Source organism: Lacisediminimonas profundi, assembly GCF_008831265.1.
Lineage (GTDB): Bacteria > Pseudomonadota > Gammaproteobacteria > Burkholderiales > Burkholderiaceae_D > Lacisediminimonas > Lacisediminimonas profundi.
Genome location: NZ_VTTH01000003.1, coordinates 96,925 through 119,871, shown reverse-complemented (window position 1 = coordinate 119,871; position 22,947 = coordinate 96,925). Strand labels below are relative to the sequence as shown.

Here is a 22,947-nt window from a genome sequence, read left to right as displayed (position 1 = left end):
AAGCCTGATGCGCACCCTTGCGTCAGTCATCCTTAGTGCCGCGTTTGCCTTCCTGCTCAGCAGCGGACTGGCGATGGCTGCCAATGAGCCTATCCCCGGGGTGGTGGTCGTCGTCAAGAAAAATCCGGGCGGTGCGCCACTGACGGGCGCCACCGACAAGGACGGAATCTACAGATTCACCAGCCTGCCACCAGGCGACTACGACCTGACGATCTCGGGCGAGCGGACCCAATCAGTACGCGTCGGCGACGACAGGACCATCACCGGCATGGTGAGGCGCAACGACGACGGATCAATCGGCCATATGGTCGAGACAGCGCCGGGCAAGCCTGAAACAGAAATCCTGGGCAAACGGCCACCGGGCACAGACACGCCTGGTAGCCGGCCTCCAGGTACGGACTCGCCGGGTGGCAATCCGCCAGGTACGGATACGCCAGGCAGCAAGCCACCGGGTACGGACTCGCCGGGTGGCAGACCACCAGGTACGGATACACCAGACAGCAAACCACCGGGTACGGACACGCCTGGTGGCAATCCACCAGGTACAGATGCACCGGACAGCAGGCCCCCGGGTACAGACACGCCTGGTGGCGGGACCAACGGCACCGGTACGCCGGGCGGTGGAACCAACGGCACAGGTACGCCGGGGTGCGTGGAGGGAGCCGCTCCTTGCGGACCAAGTGGTACCGGTACCCCGGGTGGCGGGACCAACGGCACAGGTACGCCGGGCGGTGGGACCAACGGCACAGGCACGCCGGGTGGCGGAACCAACGGCACAGGTACACCGAGTGGCGGGACCAACGGTACCGGTACGCCGGGCGGTGGCACCAACGGTAGCGGTACGCCGGGGTGCGTGGAGGGAGCCGCTCCTTGCGGACCAAGTGGTACCGGTACGCCGGGTGGCGGAACCAACGGCACAGGTACACCGGGTGGCGGGACCAACGGTACCGGTACGCCGGGCGGTGGCACCAATGGCACAGGTACGCCGGGTGGCGGAACCAATGGCACCGGCACACCGGGTGGCGGAACCACCGGTACAGGCACCCCAGGTGGTGGATCCACCGGCACAGGTACACCAGGGTGCGTGGAGGGAGCCGCTCCTTGCGGAACCAACGGCACCGGTACGCCGGGTGGCGGAACCAATGGCACCGGCACACCGGGTGGCGGGACCAACGGCACAGGTACGCCGGGTGGCGGAACCAACGGCACAGGTACACCGAGTGGCGGGACCAACGGTACCGGTACGCCGGGCGGTGGCACCAACGGTAGCGGTACGCCGGGGTGCGTGGAGGGAGCCGCTCCTTGCGGACCAAGTGGTACCGGTACGCCGGGTGGCGGAACCAACGGCACAGGTACACCGGGTGGCGGGACCAACGGTACCGGTACGCCGGGTGGCGGAACCAATGGCACCGGCACACCGGGTGGCGGAACCACCGGTACAGGCACCCCAGGTGGTGGGTCCACCGGCACAGGTACACCAGGGTGCGTGGAGGGAGCCGCTCCTTGCGGAACCAACGGCACCGGTACGCCGGGTGGCGGAACCAATGGCACCGGCACACCGGGTGGCGGGACCACCGGCACAGGAACGCCAGGTGGTGGGACCACCGGCACAGGCACGCCGGGTGGCGGAACCAATGGCACAGGCACGCCGGGTGGCGGGACCACCGGCACCGGTACGCCGGGCGGTGGAACCAACGACACGGGCAAGCCAGGCGGTGGCACCAATGGCAGGGGTACGCCGGGTGGTGGAACCAACGGCGCAGGCAAGCCGGGTGGTGGCACGAACGATACCGGCAAGCCAGGCGGAGTGACCACCGGCACCGGCATCACGGGTGGCGGAACCAGCAGTACCGGCAGACCGGGCGGGGCAACGAACGATACCGACAAGCCAGGCGGAGCGGGCACCGGGACGGGAACTACCAGTACCGGTACCGTCATCATCACCGACACCAAAGGCACCGGAACCAGCACCAGCACCGGAACCACGACAACGAGTACGACTGGAGCCGGCCGCGCCAGCAATGTCGCGCCATCGGTCGTCGCGCCGGACAAGGCCAGGCCCGCCGATGGCTTGAAGCCGGATAATCCAGTTTCCGGGTTCGGTAGCGGGAGCGCCATCGGCGCCGGCGCAGCGCTCGGCGGATTCGGCAGCCCCGGATTGGGCGGACCAGGCGGAGCCGTGATGGGGCCGCCTGTCATTCAGGGGCCGGCCGGATTTGGCGCCGGCCCGCGCATGGGCGGCCCGATGGCCCCCGGGGGCAGGCCATGAGCGGACCACGCTGCCCGCACCAGCCTGAATCCGGCCACCTCCCCTACATGCTGGCGCTGCGGATGCGCGCTGCGGCCTGGCGCAGCGGCACCAGGAATTCGTCGCGCGCCGTTTCCTCTGTCCACGGCCCCGCCGGCAAGCTCACGTTGATTGCCGCCGCGACGCCGGTCTCCGGATCCCGTATGGGCACCGCAATCCCGCAGATCGACTCATCCAGTTCCCTGTCTACCCACGCATAGCCCTGCTCCCCGGCGGCGCGAATTTGCGCAACCAGTTGCGCGCGGTCGGTGATGGTCCAGTTGGTCAGCTTGCTCAGTTTGGCCCGGTCCAGGTAATTGTTGAGCTGTTCTTCGTCCAGCGCCGACAGCAGTATCCGGCCCATCGAGACGGCATGTGCAGGAAAGCGGCTTCCCAGCACCGGACTCATCGCCAGGATCCGCCGGCTGTGCGCGCGGGCGACATAGACAATGTCTTCCTCGTCAAGTACCGACAGCGCGCAGGACTGGCCGACACTGGCACACAATTCTTCAAGCACCAGTTGCGCAGTGCGCCAGAAAGGCAGCGTGTACAGGTAAGACATGCCCAGCCGCAGCACCTTGGGCGTGAGCCAGTAATAGCGCTCGTCGCCGCGCACGAAATCCAGCTCGATCAGGGTCAACAGGAAACGGCGCACGGCGGTGCGCGGCAAATCGCATGCTTCGGCAATGCCGGCGATGGTCTGCTTGCGCTCGCCGCGCCCCATTGCCTCGATGACCTTCAATCCGCGCGCAAACGAGCGCACGAACGCATCGCTATCGGGTGTAGCCATCTGATTCCCCTCCCTTTCAGGTGTCCGGCACAGATCAATCAAGCGCCAGGCTTCTGGACAAAATGCCAGAAAGCCAAAAACCGTCTTGACATAAATCTCAAAACGGCGAAAATGAACGTCTGGCGGTTATCGCTGTCCGCACAGCGGTCATTTTATAACATATCCCGTTTATTGGGGGAGATAATGCAGCAGACAATGCAGCAAGACTTCGAGACTGATTTCTGGAAGGACGAAAAACGGCGCAAGGTATGGGACGACATCATCCCCGGCCAACCCCGTAAAACCCTGCCCTACACGCTGACGCTGGAAGCCATCCAGAAGTTGTGCCGGGTGGTAGGCGACACGCATCCGCTTTACTTTGACGAGGAATACGCCCGCAATTCGCCGTACAAGGGGCTGATCGCTCCGCCCTCGATCCACATCCTGCTGATGTTCTCCTGCACGCCGGCAGACGACTGGATGCGCAGCCCCGGCACGGTGAATGCCGGCCAGTCCTGGAGCTACAACGTCCCTGCCCGTCCCGGCGACGTGATCCGGCTGGAGGCGCGCGCGCTCGACAAATTCATCCGTCGCGACCGCCTGTTCGTCTGCCACGACAACGTATTCTTCAACCAGCACGACGAAGTGATCTGCTCCGGTCGCGGCTGGACCATTCGCCCGATGTGAGGAACCATGACAACCACTTTCGACACCCTGCAGGCCGGCTACGCCATCGAGGGAACGCCGTTCACCCCGACACGCGAATCGATCCGCGAATTCTGCGAAGCATCGCTTGACTTCAACCCCTTGCACCTCGACGACGAGTACATGAAGGGCAGCTTCGGCAAGACCAATTTCGGCGGCATCATCATGCACGGCATGAACAACTTCGGCGTGATCACGAAGATGTTGACCGACTGGTTGTATCCCGTCGGCGGCGTGCACCGGCGGCTGGAGACGCGCTGGAAAATACCGGTCAAGCCGGGCGACACCATCATCGCCCAAGGCGTGGTAACAGCCACTCGCGTCACCGAGAAAAGCCGCTGGGCGACGCTCGACGTGAAGGTGCTCAACCAGCGTGGCGAAACCGTCGGCGTCGGCGAAGCGATGGTCGAGTTCCCGCATTCGCATTAAGATCATGCGCCGGCCAGAAGCCGGCCAGGTAGCAACGTAATTCACTGAAAAGCGCCCGCAGAGGCGCGACCAGGCAGGCTGTCCGGCACGGCCCGGACAGCCTGCCTGGCACCCCATGGATACCAGTCAATCGAGGAGACAAGCATGCGCAACATGTTCCGTTTGATGGCAGCGTTGTTGCTGGCCATTGCCACCTGCAGTAGCGCTCTCGCGCAGAAATTCCCGTCGCAGCCAGTCAAGATCATCGTCCCCTTCCCGCCCGGCGGAACCACCGACATCCTGGCACGCGAGCTGTCACAGGAACTGACCCAGAAATGGGGTGTCTCGGTAGTGGTCGACAACCGCGCCGGCGCCAGCGGCGCGATCGGTTCCGAACAACTGGTGCGCTCCGCGCCAGACGGCTACACGCTGATGGTCACTGCCACTCATCACGTGATCAACCCCAGCCTGTTCAAATCGCTGAAGTACGACACCCGCCGCGACTTCACCCCGATCGCACTGGTGGCAGCGGTGCCCAACGTGCTGGTGGTGCATCCGTCGCTGGGCGTCAACACCGTGCAGGAACTGATACAGCGCGTCAAGGAGCAGCCGGGCAAGATCAACTTCGGCTCGGCCGGTTTGGGCGGCGCCAACCACCTGGCTGGCGAACTGTTCAAGCACACCGCAAAGCTCGACATCGTGCATGTGCCATACAAGGGTGCGGCGCCGGCATTGAATGACTTGCTGGGCGGGCAGATTCCGATGATGTTCGACTCGCTGCCAGGCGTGATCCAGCACATCAAGAGCGGCCGCCTGAAAGCACTGGCAGTCACGACCAGGCAGCGCGCCAAGGCAGCACCCGAAATCCCGACCATGCAAGAAGCCGGCGTGAAGGACTTTGAAGCCACCGCATGGTTCGGCATGTACGCCCCCGCGAAGATGCCGCCCGAACTGACCCGCAAACTGTCGGCCGACGTACTGGAAGCACTCAATACCCCGCGCCTGCAATCCCTGCTGCAGAAACAGGGTGCCGAGCCGGGAACCATGAGCCAGCCGGAATTCGCCAAATTCGTCGATTCCGAGCTGACACGCTGGAATGCGGTGGTCACCGCTGCCAACGTCACGCTCAACTGAGCATTCCCGGACATTTCCGTACACAAGCTGCTGGTCACCGCCAGCAGCCTGTAATACCGATACCGACAGACCGACAGACAGGAAACAAACGATGGATATCGCCATTTCAGGCGCCGGCATCGGCGGGCTGACGGCAGCGCTCAGCCTGCATGCTGCCGGCCAGCGCAACGTCACCGTATTCGAAGCAGCGCCGCAACTGCGGCAGGTCGGCGTCGGTCTCAACCTGCCACCGCATGCAGTGCGCGAGCTGGCCGAATTGGGACTGGGCGACCAACTCGAGAGGGCCGGTATAAGGACTGCCGAGCTGGCCTACTACGATCCGGCCGGCAAGCTGATCTGGGCCGAGTCGCGCGGCACCGAAGCCGGCTACCGCTGGCCGCAATACTCGATCCACCGCGGCAAGCTGCAGGACCTGCTGGCGCAAGCCGTCCGCGAGCGCCTGGGCCAAGGGGCGATTCGCACCGGCATCCGCCTGTCCACTGCCACCACCCGCGCCGACGGCCGGGTCGAATTTCATGGAACCGACGTCCAGGCCGGCACCAGGCTGTCGTTCGAAGCCGATCTGCTGGTCGCGGCAGACGGCATCCGCTCGGCGCTGCGCGACCACCTGGCCGGCCAGCCGACGCCGCTGGCAAGCAATGGCTGGGTGATGTACCGCGGCACCACGCGGGCAGCCCCCTTCCTGAGCGGCCATTCGATGGTCATCATCGGCGATGAGAACCAGCGCATCGTGGTCTACCCGATCGGCGACGGCATGCTCAACTGGCTGCTGGTACGTCCGCGCGATGACAAGGCGCCGGCCGCAGAATTAGGCAACTGGAACCTCGAAGTCTCGCCGGCGAAGCTGGCGCAGACTGTCAGCGACTGGCGCTTCGAATGGCTGGATGTCCATGCCCTGGTAGCCGCTGCGCCGATCGCATGGGAATACCCGATGGCCGACATCGATCCCCTGCCGCGCTGGACCTACGGCCACTGCACCCTGCTCGGCGACGCTGCCCACGCCATGTATCCATTCGGATCGAACGGCGCGTCCCAGGCAATCATCGACGCCCGCGTGCTGGCCTGGGCAATCGGCACCCGGCCCGGCATCGACGACGCCCTGCAGTGGTACGAGCAACAGCGCCGCCCCGCCACCGGCAACGTGCAGACTGCCAACCGCCGCCAGGCCGGCGACGTGATGGCCAGGGTCAGCGAACTGGCACGCCGGGCCGCCCATGCGGATGCGGCCAATGAATTACTGGAAGTCGAACGCCGCTACAAGCAACTGGCAGGCTTCGATGTCGAGACCCTCAACAAGCGCGACTCATGGAACGTGCCGGCGAACGTGGCAGCCGGCACCGCACCCGCAGCCTGACGCTCAAGCCGCAAAGCAACATCGACCCGAACGCAATATCCAATACAACAGGACAACAGGAGACATTCGATGACAACGCTGAAAATCAGGAATTTCCCCGGAGCCAAAGCGGCAATGGCCGGGCTGTGCTGGCTGCTGGCCGCGCTGGTTCCGGCCACGGCCGCAGCCCAGGCCTACCCGAACCGCCCGATCCGCATGGTGGTCGGCTTCGGTGCCGGCGGCCCGACCGACATCACCTTTCGCAAGCTGGCTGAACTGGCCGGTCGTCAGCTCGGCCAACCGATCATCGTCGAGAACAAACCGGGCGCCGGCGCGACGCTGGGCCCGTCCACGATGGCCAAACAGGAAAAACCCGACGGCTACACGATTGCCGCCGCCACGGCGGGCCTGCTGCGCTACCCGCACATACAGAAAGTCGACTGGGATCCGTTGCGCGACTTCACCTGGATCGCCGGGCTGGGCGGCTACAGCTTCGTCATGACCGTGCGCGCCGATTCGCCATTCCAGCAAGCCAGTGAATTGCTGGCGTGGGGACGCGCCAATCCCGGCAAGCTCAGCGTCGGCACCGCGGGCGCCGGCACCACCATGCACCTGCTGACCGAAGCCCTCGGCAGCATGGCCAAGGTCGACGTCAACCACATCGGCTACAAGAGCAGCAACGAAGCCACGACCGCCCTGATCGGAGGCCATGTGGTGGCCACGGTCGATGCCGCCGGCAGCGTCGCGCCGCACGCCAGCGGCGGCAGGCTGCGGGTTCTGCTCACCTTCGACGAGAAGCCTGCGCAATGGCTGCCTGGCGTGCCCACTGCGCGCATGCTCGGCCATGACCTTGCCTACCCTGCACCCTATGGACTGGTAGGACCGAAGGGCATGGCGCCCGAGGTCGTGAAGAAACTGCAGGATGCATTCAAGGCTGCCATCGACGACCCCGAATACAAAAAGCTGCTCGACAACCTGCGCCAGACCGAATGGTATCGCTCGTCGACGGAGTACGAAAAATGGGCGAAAGAGTTTTACGTATCCGAGCGCTCGCTGGTGGAACGCGCCAAGCTGCTGCGCCAGCCTTAGCCCAGCAGCAGCGGCCGCAAAAACAGCAGCAGCAGCGAACAACATCAAGACAACACAAGATACCGAACCTGGTTTGAAGCAATGACTGAAAAAACCCTCTCGCACATCCGCGTACTGGACCTGTCCCGCATTCTCGCCGGTCCCTGGTGTACGCAAAACCTGGCCGACATGGGCGCCGAAGTGATCAAGGTGGAGCGGCCGGGCGTCGGTGACGACACCCGCGCCTGGGGCCCGCCATGGATAGCGGCGGCCGACGGCGCCAGCTCGCGCGACTCGACCTACTATGCCGCCGCCAACCGCGGCAAGGAGTCGCTGACGATCGACATCTCCTCGGCCGCAGGCCAGGCGTTGGTGCGCGAACTGGCGGAGCAGAGCGACGTCTTCATCGAGAACTTCAAGGTCGGCGACCTGGCACGTTACGGCCTCGACTACGCATCGCTGTCGAAGATCAATCCTGGCCTGGTTTACTGCTCGATCACCGGGTATGGCCAGGACGGCCCCAAGGCGGACCAGCCCGGCTACGACATCGTATTCCAGGCCATGGGCGGACTGATGAGCATCACCGGCGAAGCCGACAGCCGCCCGGGTGGCGGGCCACAGAAGGTCGGCATCGCGATTGCGGACGTCATCACCGGCATGTACGCAACGATTGCCATTCTTGGCGCCCTGAACCACCGCACAGTGACCGGCCGCGGCCAGTACATTGACATGGCCCTGCTCGACTCCATCGTGGCGATCGGCGGCAACCAGGTGACCGGCTACTTCGCCACCGGCAAGGTGCCGCACCGCTACGGCAACAGCCACGCGACCATGGTTCCCTATCAGGTGTTCGACACATTGGACGGACAAATGGTGGTGGCGGTCGGCAACGACACCCAGTGGAAGCGCTACTGCGAAGCCATCGGCCACAGCGATCTGGGCGAAGATCCGCAGTGGCGGCGCGTGCAGGACCGGATCACCGGACGCGACCGGCTGATACCGCAACTGGAGCAGATCATGAAGAACCGCAGCAGCGCGGAATGGAGCGCGCGGCTGGAAGCCCACGGCGTCCCCTGCGGCCCTATCAACAACTACCAGCAAGTGTTCGAGGACCAGCAAGTCCGCCATCGCGGCCTGCGGGTCGACCTGCCGCGCGCGGACGGCGGTACGGTCGGCACCATCGCCAGCCCGCTGCGGCTGAAGGGCACGCCGGTCACCTACGAACAGGCACCGCCGCTGCTGGGCGAACACTCGGAGAAAGTGCTGGCCCGAGTACTTGGAAAGACCGAAGCGGAGATCGCGGCACTGCGGGAGAAGAAGGTGATCTGAGCAGATTGCGCCCGCCTGCCGATCCGGGTGACCGCGAAAGAACAGGCGAACGCGCAAGCCGCCAAGGGACCGGGACAGCCGTCTCAGGCAGTCCCGCTTGCCGCCTTTTCCGCGCCGTCGATTGCAACGCATACCCGGTTGCGCCCGGTGTGCTTGGCGCAATACAGCGCCCGGTCCGCCGCCGCAATCAGTTGTTCCGCCGTCTCGCCGTCAGCCGGATAGGCGGCAACGCCTATGCAGATGGTCGAGCGCACCTGCTGGCCCTGGGCATCGATGGCCTGGCGTGCGAAGTCCTCGCGCACATGATCAGCGCGCTCACGGGCGGCGTCCCGGGTCATGTGCGGCAGCACCACCAGGAATTCCTCGCCGCCATAGCGGCACGGGATGTCGCTGCGACGGGCATGTTGCAAGAGCATGGTGCCAATTGCCCGCAAGACATCATCGCCGGCCTGGTGACCATAGGTATCATTCAATTTCTTGAAGTGGTCGATATCCATCATCAGGACGCTCACCGGATGTCCTTCGCGTGCCGCGCGCGACAATTCCCGCGACAGCGTCTCCTCCAGGTAGCGGCGATTGAACAGTCCGGTCAGCGGGTCGCGAATCGCTTCCTCCCGCAAGCGGGCCTGTAGCTCCTTCAGCGCGTCCTCGGCTCGCTTGCGATCGGTGATGTCCGCGAACGAAGTCACCACGGCATGCGGCCGCGACTGCCCGGGCTTGTACAGGGGCTGGGAATTGATCGAGATCCAGCAGATCACCCCGCCGGGCTTCTGCAATCCCATGATGACGCCGCTCAGCGACTCCCCCGTTTTCAGTGTCATCGTGGCCGGATGCTGTTCGCCGGGAAACGGCGACCCGTCCTCATGAATCGCCTGCCAGTGCGGATCGTACGAAGTCTTCCCGGCCAGTTCATCCATGCTCAGTCCCAGTATTCGTTGTGCGCTGGAATTGGACGCCTTGATCGTGCCATCCGCATTCATCAGCACCACGCCATCGAACAGGGCGGCCACCACGGTTCGATAGCGCTCCTCGCTGGCCTGCAGCGAGCTCTCCGCTAGCCGGCGTCGTTGCTCGCTTCGTAACAGCTTCATCGCACTCCACTGCACCAGGGCGGTCAACGCGACAATATTAGCCATGGTGACGAACGCCATGCCGACGGTAGCACTGTAAAGATCCAGCTCCATGCCACGCAGCGCCAGCCAGCCCGACAGGAGCGGGATGCCGATGGTGGCCGGAAGCAACAAACGGGCGGCGGCCCCGGCGTCGCTGTCGCTCCAGAAGGTGCGGCGAAGTGGAAAGTGCGGCCTGGCGTTCATTATTCCCAGTCCGAGCAGCAGGAAGGCCACCACTGCATCAACCGATATCGGCGTGAAGTCCAGCCGGAGCCGGTAGAAAGCCTCGACGTTGTAGATATAGCCGAGCAGCGCCGTGCCGGCAATCAGGAAAGGTACCAGCACGAATCCATGCAGGAGCCAGGTGAAATCCCGCCTTGCCTGGGCGAGCAGCAGAAGGGCTGCGCCAGATGCAATGAAGTTGACCGCAGTATTGGCCGCCATCCGGCCGGGAATGTCGCCGGGAAGACTGGTCCTGTCCTGCGCCATCAACTGGTCGATGCCAAAGTCGATCCCGGCGAGGTATTCGACGCTGGTCAGGAAGCCCACCATCAGCACGCCGGTCGAGCAAGCCAGCGACAGAACGCGCAAGAACGCGCGCGCGCGGCCGTGCGCCGCAGCCAGGATGGAGCCAGTCCAGAGTGCGATGCCGGCAAGAATGAAACAGGCTGCGGTGTTCGCCTTCATCGCAGCCAGGCCGGAAAACACGTGCTGTGGCCGCGGCACATCCAACAGCCAACCGGACAAGACCAGCACACCGATCACCAACACCGTTGCCGCGCACAGCCGTGACAGGTATTCGGCCACGAGCTTGACCGGCCGGCGAGTGCATGCGCGCGCGCGGCTCTGTTCGCGACGCGGCATGCTTGCTGGGTTGTCTGCCTGCATATGCTCAACCGAAATCGGCCGCGGCCGGCTGCGCTTCAGCCTGGGCGGCATTCGGCAAACTGCACATTGCAGCCGAAGCGAGCATCGGAATCAAACACCCCATGTGGGAGGACCTTCAGTTTATGGTCCCGTGCACATGCTGTCCCTGATGCCATGAAGCGAATTGACCGTGATCAATCCGCCCCGCCATCAGCCCCACCCGTGCCGCTAGTCGGCTGCAACCGCCTCCGTGCCGTTGAGGAAGGAGGTCCCGCGTATCGTCGCCATCAGCACTTCCAGGATGCGCTGCGTGTTCGGCGAAAACGAGCGCAGCTGCCGGGTGATCAGGCAGATCTCGCGCGTGATCGGGGGATCGGTCAGCTCCCTGAAGCGGAATTCGTTCATCGGACTGGCCTGCGCCGCAAGCGATGGCAGCACCGAAATCTTGCCACCCAGCTTCAGCATTGCATACAGCGAGTTTGTGCTGGAGGCGTGATCGTAGGGGTTGGCGTTCCTGGACAGTCCCAGTTCCGGATAGTTTTCCAGGAAGGCGCCGATGCCGGTGTCGTTGGTCAGCGCGATGTATTCGTATCCGGACAGTTCGGCCCAGCGCACCGGACCGTCACCTGCCGCAAGCGGATGTTCGGGCGGCATGATCACGCCGAACGGGTCGCGCAGGATGGGTTTGTAGTCCAGTTCCGGATAATCCTTCAAGCGGCTGGCGATGCCGAAATCCACTTCGCCATCCAGCACGGCGCGTTCGATGCGGGCCGAACCGGCGTCCTGCACCGAGATCGTGATATCCGGATAGGCATTGCGGAATGCGCGCAGTGCCGGGGTCAGCACATGCACCACGATTGACGGCGCAGCGGCGATGCGCACATGGCCGCGCTGGCTGGTGGCGATCGCGTGCAGGTCGCCGATCGCGTTGTCGAAATCCTTGACCAGCTTTTCGGCGACGGAGCGGAAACGGATCGCTTCGGGGGTGAGGTCGACGCGCCGGGTGGTGCGCTCAAACAGCTTGAGTCCGATTGCTTCCTCGAATTGCTGGATGGTCGCGGTCAGCGAAGACTGTGTCTGGAACAGGCGCGATGCGGCGACGGTAAACGATCCGGTCTCCGCGACGGCCAGGAAGCAGCGCAGGTGACGCAGGGAGATTTTTCTCATCGGCGGCGAATGGTATGGGGTGCAGTGGGATTGTAATGATAAGCCCTACGGGCGCGCCATCGCCTTCAAGGGGTCGTTGCCCATCGACGTGGTTTTTTGGCTTTTTGGCTTTTTGGCTTGCGGGTCGTGTGGATGGGTTTGATGGTTGTCGGTGTGAAGCCGGGAGACACCCCGGCGGGTGTGTAACTTTCTTTTGGAAAAGAAAGTCACCAAAGAAACCAAAGTCAAAACCCACTTGGCCAACGCCCGCTTCGATAGCCAACCAGACTCGGATGTCTGGGCTAATCCAGTGCAACCTTCGCGAGAGATGATCCCTCGGCTGTGTGCCGCTTACCTAATCAGCCAACCCCATGAAGTGTCTTATACCGATGCCCGGCGCACCGTTGACTCTTAAATTTTTTCGAAGCTTCAAACAAGCGACGGAGGGGATCTGTTCAAGAACGGCAGAGAAAGGCGGAAAATCCCCTGAGGCCCCCACTCCCGCTGACAATCGGACCTCAAGCACCAATTAGCGGCTTCGAAAATAATTAGGAGTCAACGAGCAGTCGTGTGCGGTCGGCGGCATTGAAGCGGGTTGACTGATCCCGGTCAGAGGCGAACGTGTGGCAGGACCTTCCTCGCGAACGTCGCATTGGTTCGGCCCAGACATCCGAGTCTGGTTGGCGATCGGAGCGGGCGTTGGCCAAGTGGGTTTTGACCTTGTTTTCTTTGGTTCCTTTCTTTTTTTAAAAGAAAGGGACACACCCGCCGGGGTGTCTCCCGGCTTCACAACGACAACCATCAAACCCAGCCGAACAATCCGCAAGCCAAAAAGCCGAAAGCGCATCGCCGTAATGAAGCTGCTGGACCCCATCCCCCCTTGCAGGGCGCGTCTGCGCTTGCAAGCGCAGACCGTTCCGCAGGCGGGCAGCATGCTGCCCGAAACCCCTGCTCCACCCCCGCCCTCCCCTTGAAAGGGAGGGAGCTACAAAGTCGATCGGCCGTTGCCGGTCTCCACATCGAAATGTGGGTAATGCTCAGCCTTGAAAGGAGGGGAGCGTTCGTGGCGTGCGGCGGCCCGCGGAATTTCTACCCTACCCTTGCTTCCCCTTCACCGCCTCTTCAAACTTGTCAAAAAACACCCCCGACAATTTCTTCGCCACGCTTTCGATCAGACGGCTGCCAACCTGGGCCAGCTTGCCGCTGATCTGGGAATCGGCCTTGTAGCTCAGCTTGGTGCCACCCTCGGCGTCTTCCAGGAAAACCTTGGCCGAACCCTTGGCCATGCCGACCGCACCGCCCTGCCCTTCGAACAGCAAGGTACAGGCGTCCGGCGCCTGGGCGTCGGCGATCGTCAGCGTGCCTTTGAATCTCGCCTTCAGCGGGCCGATGGTCAGCAAAGTGGTGACGCGATACAGCGTATCGCTTTCCTTTTCCACTGACTCGCAGCCAGGAACCGACGCCATCAGGATCTTGGTGTCAAACAGGCTGTCCCACACGATCGCGCGCGATACCGGCAGCAGCCGCTCTCCATTTATGTCCATTTTTTCTCTCTATATTGTTGATTCCCGCGGCCGCCAGCAGGCTTATTCGCTCTTCGCCTTCAACCTGTCGCGCGACAGCTCGGTGGCCTTGACGATGCCAGCATAACCGGTGCAGCGGCACAGGTTGCCGGACAGCTCGGTGCGGATCTGCTTCGCATCCACGCAGGCGCCGCGCTGAACGATATCACGCACCGTGATCACCATGCCCGGCGTGCAAAAGCCGCACTGCAGTCCGTGCGCTTCGGAAAAGCATTCGCGGATCACTTCCATCGCCGGATCGTCGTTGAAATCCTCGATGCTGCGCACCGAGCGCCCGGCCATGGACAGCGCGAGCGTGATGCAAGCGCGAACCGGCTCCTCGTCCACCAGCACCGTGCAGGCCCCGCACACGCCATGCTCGCAGCCGAGATGGGTACCGGTCAGGTCCAGCTTGTCGCGCAGGAAGTCGGCCAGCGTCATGCGGTCGTCTATCTCGGCGACTACCGGCTCGCCATTTACCGTGATTGAAATCGATGTCATTTTTTCAGGGTCTCCATGACTGCCCGCTTGATAATGGTCTTGTGTACCTGGAAATCGTAGGACGCCGGGTCGAGCGAGGTACTGGCCGCAAGGTCCTGCTCCAGCAACGTCATGAAGCCGGAACTCGCCACCTCTTGGGCGTCGAGCCCGTCTGCCAGCCGCGCCGATACCTTCGCCAGGCGCACCGGCTTGCCGCCCACCGCGCCGAGCACGACATTGACAATGCCGGCCGCTGGATCGAACACCACCGCACCGATCGAATGCGCAAACTCGCCAACCTTGTGGCAGAACTTCTGGTAAGCCCAGCGCGCTCCCGGCGACAGCCGCGGCAGCAGCACGCCCTGCAGCAACTCGCCGTCGGCCAGGCTGGTTTCCATCACGCTCACCTGGAACTCGGCCAGCGTTACTTCACGCGTGCCATCGGCACCCCGGATCACCGCCACGGCATCCAGCGCCCGCAGCGCCGTCGGCCAGTCGGCAGCCGGGTCGGCATGCGCCAGGCTGCCGCCCACCGTGCCGCGGTTGCGTATCGATCGATAGGCAATACCGGCCGCCACATGACGCAGGTAGCCGCGTGCCGGATCCTCGACCTTGCCGTCTTCGATCATCGCATGGGTGATGCCGGCGCCGATGAACAGCTTGTCGCCAACGGCCTTTACTTCACGTAGCGCAGCGATGCGCGAAATGTCGATCACCTGGTCGGCGAACGCCATGCGCAGGTTCATCATCGGCATCAGCGACTGGCCGCCAGCCATGAACTTGCCCATCCCTTCGAAACGCCTGTTCAGCGCCAGCGCGCTGTCGATCGAATCGGCGTGGTGATAAGTCAGCTTTCCCGCTTTCATACGGCCACCTTGTCATTCTTGTTTGCCAGCGCGCGCTCAACCGCCGCCCGCACCCGGCGCGGCGTCATCGGCGTTTCATTGATCTCGCCGCCGATCTGCAGCAGCGCATCGCGGATCGCATTGGCGATCGCCGCCGGCGGCGATATCGCGCCGCCTTCACCCATGCCCTTCATGCCGTATTCGGTATGCGGTGTCGGCGTCACCATGTGACCGATCTTGATCGCCGGTATTTCCGGCGCACCGGGCAGCAGGTAATCGGCGAAGGTGGTGGCCAGCGGCTGGCCATTCTCGTCGTAGGGAATTTCTTCATACAGCGCATTGCCGATGCCCTGCGCAATGCCGCCAATGATCTGGCCGTCGACGATCAGCGGATTGATCACGGTGCCGCAGTCCTCGATTACCGCGTAGTCGAGGATCTCGACCTTGCCGGTGTCGGGGTCGACCGCAACCACCGCTGCCTGGGTCGCATAGGTGAACAGGCCGGTGTCGACCGCAGGTTCGTAGGTGGCCGTCACGTCCAGCAGCGGATCCATGCCCTTGGGCAGGATTTCCTGGCGCAGATGGGCGATCCGTCCGATCTCCTCGAAACCGATCGATCCCTGCGGGCCATGCACCGCGCAATTCTCGAAACGCAGCTCGCTGGCATCGCATTTCAGCACGTGGGCAGCGATTGCCGTCATCTTTGCGCGCAGCAAGCGGCAAGCTTTGGCCACCGCGCCGCCCGCCATCACGATACTGCGCGAGGCAAAGGTCCCCATGCCGAATGCCGACACCTGGGTGTCGCCGTGGCGCACCGACACGTTCATCGGGTCGATGCCCAGCTCCTGGTACGCGATCTGCGCCAGCGAGGTCTCCATGCCCTGGCCGTGCGACACGATGCCGACCATCAGCATCAGCGAGCCGTCGGTCATCATGCGCGCGGTGGCGGTCTCATAGCCTGGTATCACCGGCGTGCCGCGCGACACCCATTCGCCGCAACCATGCGCGGTCTGCTCGGTGAAGGAAGCGAAGCCGACACCGATCAGGCGGCCATCAGGCTCGGCCGTTTTCTGGCGCGCGCGCACCGCTTCGAAGTTGATCAGGCTGGCTGCCCGCCGCACCGACTCGGGATAGTCACCGGTGTCGTACAACAGGTTGGTGACGTTACGGAAAGGCATTGCCGCCGGCTGCACCATGTTTTCCATACGCACCACCCAGGGCTCGCGGCCCACCGCGTGCGCCACTTCGTCGATGGTGCGCTCGATCGTGAAGCAGGCCGCGGGACGGGCCACGCCGCGATAGGCGCCGATCGGCGACTTGTTGGTGGCGACCGTATAGCTGTTGCTGCGGTAATTGGGAATGTCGTAGGGGCCGGGAATGTTGCGCGCAGCCATGCCGGTTTCCATGAATGGTCCGTTCGGCCAGTGCGAATAGGCGCCGGCATCGACCCAGATTTCCACGTCCAGCCCCAGTATCTTGCCGCGGCTGTCGGCGTATGCCGTTACCTTGTGATGATGTTCGCGGCAATGGATCGCGGTCAGCAAGTGCTCGCGCTTGTCGTCGATCCAGCGCACCGGCTTCTTCAGCTTCAGCGCCAGCGCCGCCACCATCAGTTCTTCCGGATACAGCACACGCTTGGCGCCGAATCCGCCGCCCATGTCGGGCGTGATCAGGTGCAGCTTGCGCTCTTCGATGCCGAGTGCCTGCGCCATGCCCACCCGGGTCTGGTGCGGCGACTGGCTGCCGGTATAGACCAGCAATTCCTCCAGCCGGTTATCCCACACGGCCAGTATGGCGCGGCCTTCCATCGGCACCGCGCTTTGCCGGTTCATCCGGTATTCACGGGTTACGGTGACCGCTGCATTCTTGCGCGCAGACTCAAGGTCGCCGTACTCGTTGCCCTTTTCGACGTAGACGTTGTCGCCCCATTCCTCGCGCATGACCGTGGCGCCGGGTTTGGTAGCGTCCAGCATGTCCACCACCGCCGGCAATTCCTCGATGTCGACGAAGACCGCATCGGCGACGTCCTCGGCCTCTGAGCGGCTGGGGCCGATGGCCATCGCAATCGGCTCGCCGGCAAAGCGCACGCGATCGGTGGCCAGCGCCGGATGTTCGGAATACTTGAAGCCCGCAACCTTGGGCACCGCGATGATCGGCTTGACGCCGGGAAAATCGGCGGCAGTGAATACCCGGCCCTTGAATTCGTCGGGGATCTCGATGCGCTTGACGATGCCGTGCGCGACCTGGCTGCGCACGAAGGCGACGTCAAGGATGCCGGGCATGCGGATGTCGGAGACGAACTGTCCCTGTCCGCGCAAATGCCGCTTGTCCTCTTTGCGGCGCAGCGGTACACCGACGCCTTTTCCTGATTTTTCGATCATTGTGTCTCTAGTGGGATAGGTGTGATGAGCGGTCCGGACAGGATAATCGGAATGCTGATTGCGCGGGGTTCTGGCAAGTTTTCGTTGCTTCGATCCTGGCGAACCGGCCGACGAGTTACGGCTGGACCGTAACTCGTCAGACCGTCAACTTCAATCAGTCTTCAGCCCCATGGCCTTGACCAGCTTGGCGTAACTGACCACGTCCTTCTGCCGCAATGCCTCGAACTCCGCGGGCGTCAAGTGATACGGCTCGGCGCCCAGGAATGCCATCTGGTCGCGCATTTCCTTGGAGGCCACGGCAACTTTCAGCGCCGCGTTCAGCTTGTCGACGATCGCCTTCGGCATCTTGGCCGGGCCTTCGATGCCGACCCAGAAGTTCATCGTCGCCGTCGGGAATCCGCTTTCCATTGCGGTCGGCACGTCGGGCATGATGCTTGAGCGCCGATCCGACAAGACCAGCAGCGGCCGCACCTTGCCGGAACGTACATGGCCGATGGTCGACGGCAGCGAATCGAACACCATCGAAACGCGGCCGGAGATCACATCGGGGAAAGCCTGTCCCGATGACTTGTACGGAACGTGTTGCATCTCGATGCCGGTCGAGGTCTGCACGATGTGGCCCGACAGGTGGCCGACACTACCCGGTCCGGCCGATGCATAGCTCAGCTTGCCCTTGCCTGGGCCCTTTGCGTACGCGACCAGCTCGATGATGCTCTTGACTGGTATGTCGTTGTTCACTGCCAGCACGTTGGGCGTGGTCGCCATGGTGCCGATCATCGTGAAGTCCTTCGAGGTGTCGTACTGCAGGCTTGGCAGCAGCGCCGGCGCCACCGCCACCATCGGCGGGCTGGTCAACAGCAGCGTGTAGCCATCGGGGGCAGACTTCGCCACCACGCCAGCGCCCAGCGTGCCGCCGGCGCCGCCGCGATTTTCAACCACCACGGTCTGGTTCAGCGCCTTCGACAGCGCGGTCGCCGTCATGCGGCCCATCGCATCCGACACACCGCCGGTTGCATACGGAATGACCAGCTTGATCGGCTTGGACGGATACTCATCCGCGATTGCAGCACCAGGCATGGCCATGGCTGCGAGCGTGAGCGCCGTGATGCCGGCCAGCGTCAGCACCTGCCGCCGCTTTGCCGCAGGCAGCCCGCAGGCTCCCCTGGACGATGATGATTCGGCTACCAAAACCTTTGAATCTGCAGACATGGGATACCTCTCTAGTTGGTCCAAAAAAATGCCGCTTCTACGAACGGCGTTATCAGGCTTCTATAGTGCTGCGACTGCGACAATCTCTACCAGGCACTTCGGATCGTTGAGCTCCACCTTGCCGCAGCAACGAGTCGGTGTTTCGCCAGGCACGACCCAGGCGTCCCACACTTCGTTGAAACCAGCAAAATCATCCATCGTTTTCAGCCACACCTGCGCGCTGAGAAGACGTGCGCGGGTGGTGCCAGCTTCAGCAAGGAGATCGTCGATTTTCTTTAGCACTTGTCGTGCCTGCTCGGCGACACCGCCGCTACGGTCGTCAGGCACCTGTCCAGAGAGGTAAACCAGGCCGTTGTGGACCAGTGCACGGCTACGCCGTGCGTTCTGGTCGATGCGTTTCATATCGGTCATGTTGCTTGCCTTTTCTCGTTCCCTGTTATGGGTGTTTTGGTGTTCGTTGTGGTGCATCTGTTTCTGCCTGATCAAGCGGGACAACGCCCGATCGACCTTATCGCTCCCTACCTTTCAACTTTTCACCCCTGTCCGTACGCACCACCACCCGCTGTTTCCATCACCACCCGATCGCCGCCCTTCAGTATTCGCGGCTCGGTCGGATCCACTACCTCGCCATTAATCGTCAGCCGCCCCGGTTGTCCGGCGCCGCCGCCGGCCAGCCCCGCAGGCACTGATTTCAATTGCGTCATCAGGAACGACGCTGAAGCCTCCTTCACATCCGCCAGCAATTCGAACTCGAACGTAATCCCATTGCCGCCCTTGTGCAATCCGATTCCGCCGCTGCCGCGACGCACCTGTCGCCGGATCACGCGAATCGGTGCCAGGCTCTCCATCATCTCGACCGGCGTGTTGCCCAGGTTGCCTGGGAAGGACAATGCGGAATAGCCGGCGCGACGCGCGGTCGCGCCCTGCCCTGCATTCAGGAAGTTGACCACCGCATAACGCTTGCCACGGTATTCGCCCGACATGGTCATCGACGAGTTGGGTGAGCCGGATGCCCATACCTTGTTCGGCAATACATCGGCGAGCGCCTTGAACACCGCTGCCGGCAGCAGATGGCCAATTGCACTGCGTCCGCCGGAAGCCGCCGGATAGGTCGGATTGAACAGCGAGCCGAGCGGCGCGTCGGTCGTGATCGGCAGGAAACTGCCTTCGTTGTTCGGCACGTCCGGGCACAGCAGCGACTTCAGTCCGTACACCGTGTAGGCGAAGGTATAGATCGGCACCACATTGACCGCGCGCGGCAGTTGCTGGCTGGAGCCGGCGAAATCGATATCGATGCGATCGCCACTCACGGTCAGCTCGCACTGGATGATGATCGGCGCTTCGAAGCCGTCATGCTGCACGGTCGAGGTGTAGACGCCATCAGGGATCTGGCTGATCGCTTCGCGCATCGCCTTTTCGGAACGGGCGCGCACTTCCGCGCCCAGTTTTTCCAGGTCGACGGTATCGAGCAATCCCTGCAGCCGATCGCCCATCATGCGGCAAGCCGATACCTGCGCCCAGATATCGCCCATGCCCTGGTCAGGCACGCGAATGTTCTGCGTGATCATCTCGATCAGCACGGTGTTGGGCTGGCCGGCGTCGAGCAGCTTCATCATCGGGATCTGCAAGCCTTCCTCGTAGATCTCGCGGCTGCTGTTGCTGCGCAGCTTGCCGCCGATGTCGGGCAGGTGCGAGACCACGGCAGCAAAGGCCACCAGGCGGCCGTCGCGGAAGATCGGCGTCACCGTGGTGACGTCATGGATATGGCCGGATCCCTTCCACGGATCGTTGGTGATGTAGACGTCGCCCTCTTTCATCGTCGGCGCCGGATACTTGTCCAGGAAATGGCGCACCGTGGCCGGCAGGCAACCGATGAAGCCGGGCAGGCTCATGGTGGACTGCGCCAGCGAGCGTCCCTGGGCATCGGTCAGCACGATGGCAAAGTCATTGCCGTCGCGCACCAGCGTCGAGAAGCAGGTGCGCACGAACGCGGCGGAGGCCTCGTCGACCACGCTGATCAGGCGCTTCCACAAAATCTCCAGCTCGATCGAGTTGAAGTGCGAGCTTGGGTTCGGGGTCGTGGTTGGTGGCAGGGCCGCGCCGCTCACCTTGTCTGCAACAGTATTCATTTAATCGAATTCCTTGATCGTGACGGAGACGGTGAGGTCGGGCAGGATCGTCACTTCGGACTTTACCGGAACGACGATGGTGGACTCGCGCTCTTCCAGGATCAGCGGTCCCTGCAAGACCTCGCCGGGCTGTACCGAATAGCGGTCGTACACATTGACCTCGCCATATTCTTTCTTCAACGGCAGGTAGATGCTGCGCGAACCGCGCAGCGCGGCGCTGGCCTTGACGCGGTCGTCGCCCCATTCGAAGTGATGGCCGCGACTCTCGGCCCGGCCGGTCAGGCGCCAGGTCATGACCTGCGGCCTGGCGCCCGGGACGGTGCGGCCGTACAGCTTTTCGTATTGCTCTTCGAACGATTGCAGGATGGCCGCGCCAGTCTTCGCGGTGACGGCTTCGAAAGGAATCGAGACCGGCACTTCGGCGCCCTGGCCGTAGTAACGCATCTCGGCGCCGATCTGCCAGATGACATCCTTGGCTCCGGCGGTGTCGAGCTCGTCCTGCGCCTCGCGCTTGAGTTGTTCCAGCGCAGCCGCGACCTGTGGCCAGTCAGTGTCGGCCAGCAGTTGCGGATTCGACCAGGCGCGATCGACGCGCGCCGGCGCAGCCAGCATGCCCAGGCAGGAACCAGCGCCTGCCGCAATCGGAATCAGCACCCGCGGTATGCGCAGCTTGCGCGCCACTTCCACTGCATGGACCGGCCCGGCGCCGCCGGTGCCGACCATCGAGAAGTCGCGCGGATCATGGCCGTTCTCGGCGATGTGGATGCGGGCCGCGCTCGACATGTTTTCATTGACCATGTTGTAGATGCCCCAGGCCGCATCGGTGGTCGACACGCCCAGTTTCTCTGCCAGCCGGCCCATGGCTTTCTGCGCCAGGCCGACATCGAGCTTCATTTCGCCGCCCAGGAAATTGTCGGCGTTCAGGTAGCCCAGCAGCAGGTCGGCATCGGTCACCGTCGGATCCTCGCCGCCGCGGCCATAGCAGGCCGGACCAGGGACCGAACCGGACGACTCGGGACCGACATTGAGCAGGCCCAGGCGGTTGCAGAAAGCGATCGATCCGCCGCCGGCGCCGATCTCGATCAGCTCGATGCTGGGGATCAGGATAGGCAATCCGGAACCGCGCTTGAAGCGCTCGACGCGGGCGCATTCGAAGGAGTGCGCCACCGGCGCAGTGCCGCCGACGGCCACGCAAGCCTTGGCGGTGGTGCCGCCCATGTCGAAAGCCAGCACATGCTGCACATCGTTCTGGCGCGCGGTATTCAGCGCCGACAGCACGCCGGCCGCAGGACCGGATTCCAGCAGCAGGATCGGCGTCTGCGCGGCAGACTTGGCTGAGGTGAAGCCGCCGCTGGAAACCATGACCCGCAGCGGCACGTCGGCCCCGATCTTCCCGATGCGCGCCTCCAGTTCCTGCAGATAGGCGGCGACGATCGGCTTCACATAGGCATTGGCGGCGGTGGTCGAGGTGCGTTCAAATTCCTTGATCTCGCGCGCCAGTTCGGACGACAGCGACACCGCAACGCCGGGCAATGCACGCTCCAGTTCTGCGCGTATCTGCTGCTCGTGCTCGTCGTTGACATAGGAATGCAGCAAAGACACCGCGACCGACTCCACGCCCATCTGCTTCAGATCGGCAGACATGCGCGCCAGTTCGGCGGCGCCCAGCGATTGCAGCACCTCCCCGCGCGCATTGAGCCGCTCGTCCACTTCAACCCGGTCTTCCGGGGTCACCAGCGGCGTCGGCAACACGATCTCCAGATCGTAGATGTCGTAGCGCCACTCGCGGCCGATGTCGAGCATGTCGCGCTGCCCGCTGGTCGTGACCAGTGCGGTGCGCGAGCCCTTGCGCTCGATCAGCGTGTTGGTGATCAGCGTGGTTCCGTGCACCACCTCGGCCAGCGCCGGCGCTGCCTCACCCATGGAATGCGATACCTGTTGCAGCAGGTTGAGAATGACAGTCGACACCGCCTCGCCCGGATCGGACGGGGTGGTCGGGGTCTTGCCGACCCAGATGCGGCCAGCGGGAGACAGCGTTGCGACGCCGTCGGTGAAGGTGCCGCCGATGTCCACGGCCACACGCAGGATATTGGATTCTGCAGTAGGATTTTTCACAAGTCAGTCGGTTCGGTTTGATTCAGGTTGGATCGGTAGCGTGGCAAGGCCGGCACACTGCTGGCCGG

The 22,947-nt window shown here is 63.5% G+C and carries 18 protein-coding genes; 7 read left to right on the top strand and 11 right to left on the bottom strand.

Features of this window, described 5'->3' with window-relative positions:
* The first annotated feature begins 7 nt into the window (after positions 1-7).
* Positions 8-2,269: a carboxypeptidase-like regulatory domain-containing protein gene (locus FVE66_RS20175; protein WP_161993251.1), complete on the top strand. Its 2,262-nt coding sequence runs from the start codon at positions 8-10 to the stop codon at positions 2,267-2,269.
* Positions 2,270-2,312: 43 nt separating this feature from the next.
* Here the strand turns inward: FVE66_RS20175 and FVE66_RS10300 are convergent, their stop codons facing one another.
* Positions 2,313-3,077, bottom strand: coding sequence for an IclR family transcriptional regulator domain-containing protein (locus FVE66_RS10300; RefSeq protein WP_151447357.1), 765 nt, complete (start codon positions 3,075-3,077; stop codon positions 2,313-2,315).
* Positions 3,078-3,272: 195 nt separating this feature from the next.
* On the opposite strand from FVE66_RS10300, the gene FVE66_RS10295 reads away from it, so the two are divergent.
* The 6 genes from FVE66_RS10295 (at position 3,273) to FVE66_RS10270 (ending at position 9,033) form a co-directional block, all read left to right on the top strand.
* Positions 3,273-3,743 (top strand): MaoC family dehydratase, encoded by a 471-nt coding sequence (locus tag FVE66_RS10295; RefSeq protein WP_151447356.1) that lies wholly within the window; start codon positions 3,273-3,275, stop codon positions 3,741-3,743.
* A 6-nt stretch (positions 3,744-3,749) separates the two neighbouring features.
* Positions 3,750-4,190: a MaoC family dehydratase gene (locus FVE66_RS10290; RefSeq protein ID WP_151447355.1), complete on the top strand. Its 441-nt coding sequence runs from the start codon at positions 3,750-3,752 to the stop codon at positions 4,188-4,190.
* A 144-nt stretch (positions 4,191-4,334) separates the two neighbouring features.
* Complete coding sequence (locus FVE66_RS10285; protein WP_151447354.1) at positions 4,335-5,303, top strand: tripartite tricarboxylate transporter substrate binding protein; 969 nt, start codon at positions 4,335-4,337, stop codon at positions 5,301-5,303.
* A gap of 91 nt (positions 5,304-5,394) precedes the next feature.
* Positions 5,395-6,657 carry an FAD-dependent monooxygenase gene (locus FVE66_RS10280; RefSeq protein ID WP_151447353.1) on the top strand — a complete coding sequence of 421 codons (1,263 nt, stop codon included), beginning with the start codon at positions 5,395-5,397 and terminating at the stop codon, positions 6,655-6,657.
* 69 nt (positions 6,658-6,726) lie between these two features.
* The gene (locus FVE66_RS10275; protein ID WP_241673140.1) at positions 6,727-7,725 is read left to right on the top strand and encodes a tripartite tricarboxylate transporter substrate binding protein; all 999 of its coding nucleotides are present in this window, start codon (positions 6,727-6,729) and stop codon (positions 7,723-7,725) included.
* 81 nt (positions 7,726-7,806) lie between these two features.
* Positions 7,807-9,033 carry a CaiB/BaiF CoA transferase family protein gene (locus FVE66_RS10270; protein ID WP_151447352.1) on the top strand — a complete coding sequence of 409 codons (1,227 nt, stop codon included), beginning with the start codon at positions 7,807-7,809 and terminating at the stop codon, positions 9,031-9,033.
* Between the two features lie 83 nt (positions 9,034-9,116).
* Here the strand turns inward: FVE66_RS10270 and FVE66_RS10265 are convergent, their stop codons facing one another.
* From FVE66_RS10265 to FVE66_RS10220, 10 genes are all read right to left on the bottom strand, one after another.
* The gene (locus FVE66_RS10265; protein WP_161993250.1) at positions 9,117-11,009 is read right to left on the bottom strand and encodes a sensor domain-containing diguanylate cyclase; all 1,893 of its coding nucleotides are present in this window, start codon (positions 11,007-11,009) and stop codon (positions 9,117-9,119) included.
* Positions 11,010-11,240: 231 nt separating this feature from the next.
* On the bottom strand, positions 11,241-12,179 hold the full coding sequence (locus FVE66_RS10260) for a LysR family transcriptional regulator (RefSeq protein ID WP_151447350.1): 939 nt from the start codon (positions 12,177-12,179) through the stop codon (positions 11,241-11,243).
* A 1,073-nt stretch (positions 12,180-13,252) separates the two neighbouring features.
* Complete coding sequence (locus FVE66_RS10255; RefSeq protein ID WP_151447349.1) at positions 13,253-13,702, bottom strand: SRPBCC family protein; 450 nt, start codon at positions 13,700-13,702, stop codon at positions 13,253-13,255.
* A gap of 42 nt (positions 13,703-13,744) precedes the next feature.
* Positions 13,745-14,221, bottom strand: a complete 477-nt coding sequence (locus FVE66_RS10250; protein ID WP_151447348.1) for a (2Fe-2S)-binding protein — start codon at positions 14,219-14,221, stop codon at positions 13,745-13,747.
* Positions 14,218-15,066 carry an FAD binding domain-containing protein gene (locus FVE66_RS10245; protein WP_151447347.1) on the bottom strand — a complete coding sequence of 283 codons (849 nt, stop codon included), beginning with the start codon at positions 15,064-15,066 and terminating at the stop codon, positions 14,218-14,220. Before FVE66_RS10245 ends, FVE66_RS10250 begins: the two co-directional genes overlap by 4 nt.
* Positions 15,063-17,426 (bottom strand): xanthine dehydrogenase family protein molybdopterin-binding subunit, encoded by a 2,364-nt coding sequence (locus tag FVE66_RS10240; protein ID WP_151447346.1) that lies wholly within the window; start codon positions 17,424-17,426, stop codon positions 15,063-15,065. Before FVE66_RS10240 ends, FVE66_RS10245 begins: the two co-directional genes overlap by 4 nt.
* Positions 17,427-17,576: 150 nt before the next feature.
* Positions 17,577-18,635 carry a Bug family tripartite tricarboxylate transporter substrate binding protein gene (locus tag FVE66_RS10235; protein ID WP_151447345.1) on the bottom strand — a complete coding sequence of 353 codons (1,059 nt, stop codon included), beginning with the start codon at positions 18,633-18,635 and terminating at the stop codon, positions 17,577-17,579.
* A gap of 60 nt (positions 18,636-18,695) precedes the next feature.
* Positions 18,696-19,046, bottom strand: a complete 351-nt coding sequence (locus FVE66_RS10230; protein WP_151447344.1) for a RidA family protein — start codon at positions 19,044-19,046, stop codon at positions 18,696-18,698.
* Positions 19,047-19,168: 122 nt separating this feature from the next.
* Entirely contained in the window at positions 19,169-20,764 is a 1,596-nt protein-coding gene (locus FVE66_RS10225) for a hydantoinase B/oxoprolinase family protein (RefSeq protein WP_151447343.1), read from the bottom strand.
* On the bottom strand, positions 20,765-22,879 hold the full coding sequence (locus tag FVE66_RS10220) for a hydantoinase/oxoprolinase family protein (RefSeq protein WP_151447342.1): 2,115 nt from the start codon (positions 22,877-22,879) through the stop codon (positions 20,765-20,767).
* Positions 22,880-22,947 lie beyond the last annotated feature (68 nt).

Excerpts from the sequence above, each read along its gene's own strand:
- FVE66_RS10290 (WP_151447355.1), top strand. The coding sequence starts at position 3,750 with ATGACAACCACTTTCGACACCCTGCAGGCCGGCTACGCCATCGAGGGA.
- FVE66_RS10285 (WP_151447354.1), top strand. The coding sequence starts at position 4,335 with ATGCGCAACATGTTCCGTTTGATGGCAGCGTTGTTGCTGGCCATTGCC.
- FVE66_RS10295 (WP_151447356.1), top strand. The coding sequence starts at position 3,273 with ATGCAGCAAGACTTCGAGACTGATTTCTGGAAGGACGAAAAACGGCGC.
- FVE66_RS10280 (WP_151447353.1), top strand. The coding sequence starts at position 5,395 with ATGGATATCGCCATTTCAGGCGCCGGCATCGGCGGGCTGACGGCAGCG.
- FVE66_RS10240 (WP_151447346.1), bottom strand. The coding sequence starts at position 17,426 with ATGATCGAAAAATCAGGAAAAGGCGTCGGTGTACCGCTGCGCCGCAAA.
- FVE66_RS10255 (WP_151447349.1), bottom strand. The coding sequence starts at position 13,702 with ATGGACATAAATGGAGAGCGGCTGCTGCCGGTATCGCGCGCGATCGTG.
- FVE66_RS10230 (WP_151447344.1), bottom strand. The coding sequence starts at position 19,046 with ATGACCGATATGAAACGCATCGACCAGAACGCACGGCGTAGCCGTGCA.
- FVE66_RS10260 (WP_151447350.1), bottom strand. The coding sequence starts at position 12,179 with ATGAGAAAAATCTCCCTGCGTCACCTGCGCTGCTTCCTGGCCGTCGCG.
- FVE66_RS10225 (WP_151447343.1), bottom strand. The coding sequence starts at position 20,764 with ATGAATACTGTTGCAGACAAGGTGAGCGGCGCGGCCCTGCCACCAACC.
- FVE66_RS10265 (WP_161993250.1), bottom strand. The coding sequence starts at position 11,009 with ATGCCGCGTCGCGAACAGAGCCGCGCGCGCGCATGCACTCGCCGGCCG.
- FVE66_RS10270 (WP_151447352.1), top strand. The coding sequence starts at position 7,807 with ATGACTGAAAAAACCCTCTCGCACATCCGCGTACTGGACCTGTCCCGC.
- FVE66_RS10275 (WP_241673140.1), top strand. The coding sequence starts at position 6,727 with ATGACAACGCTGAAAATCAGGAATTTCCCCGGAGCCAAAGCGGCAATG.
- FVE66_RS10250 (WP_151447348.1), bottom strand. The coding sequence starts at position 14,221 with ATGACATCGATTTCAATCACGGTAAATGGCGAGCCGGTAGTCGCCGAG.
- FVE66_RS20175 (WP_161993251.1), top strand. The coding sequence starts at position 8 with ATGCGCACCCTTGCGTCAGTCATCCTTAGTGCCGCGTTTGCCTTCCTG.
- FVE66_RS10235 (WP_151447345.1), bottom strand. The coding sequence starts at position 18,635 with ATGTCTGCAGATTCAAAGGTTTTGGTAGCCGAATCATCATCGTCCAGG.
- FVE66_RS10245 (WP_151447347.1), bottom strand. The coding sequence starts at position 15,066 with ATGAAAGCGGGAAAGCTGACTTATCACCACGCCGATTCGATCGACAGC.
- FVE66_RS10300 (WP_151447357.1), bottom strand. The coding sequence starts at position 3,077 with ATGGCTACACCCGATAGCGATGCGTTCGTGCGCTCGTTTGCGCGCGGA.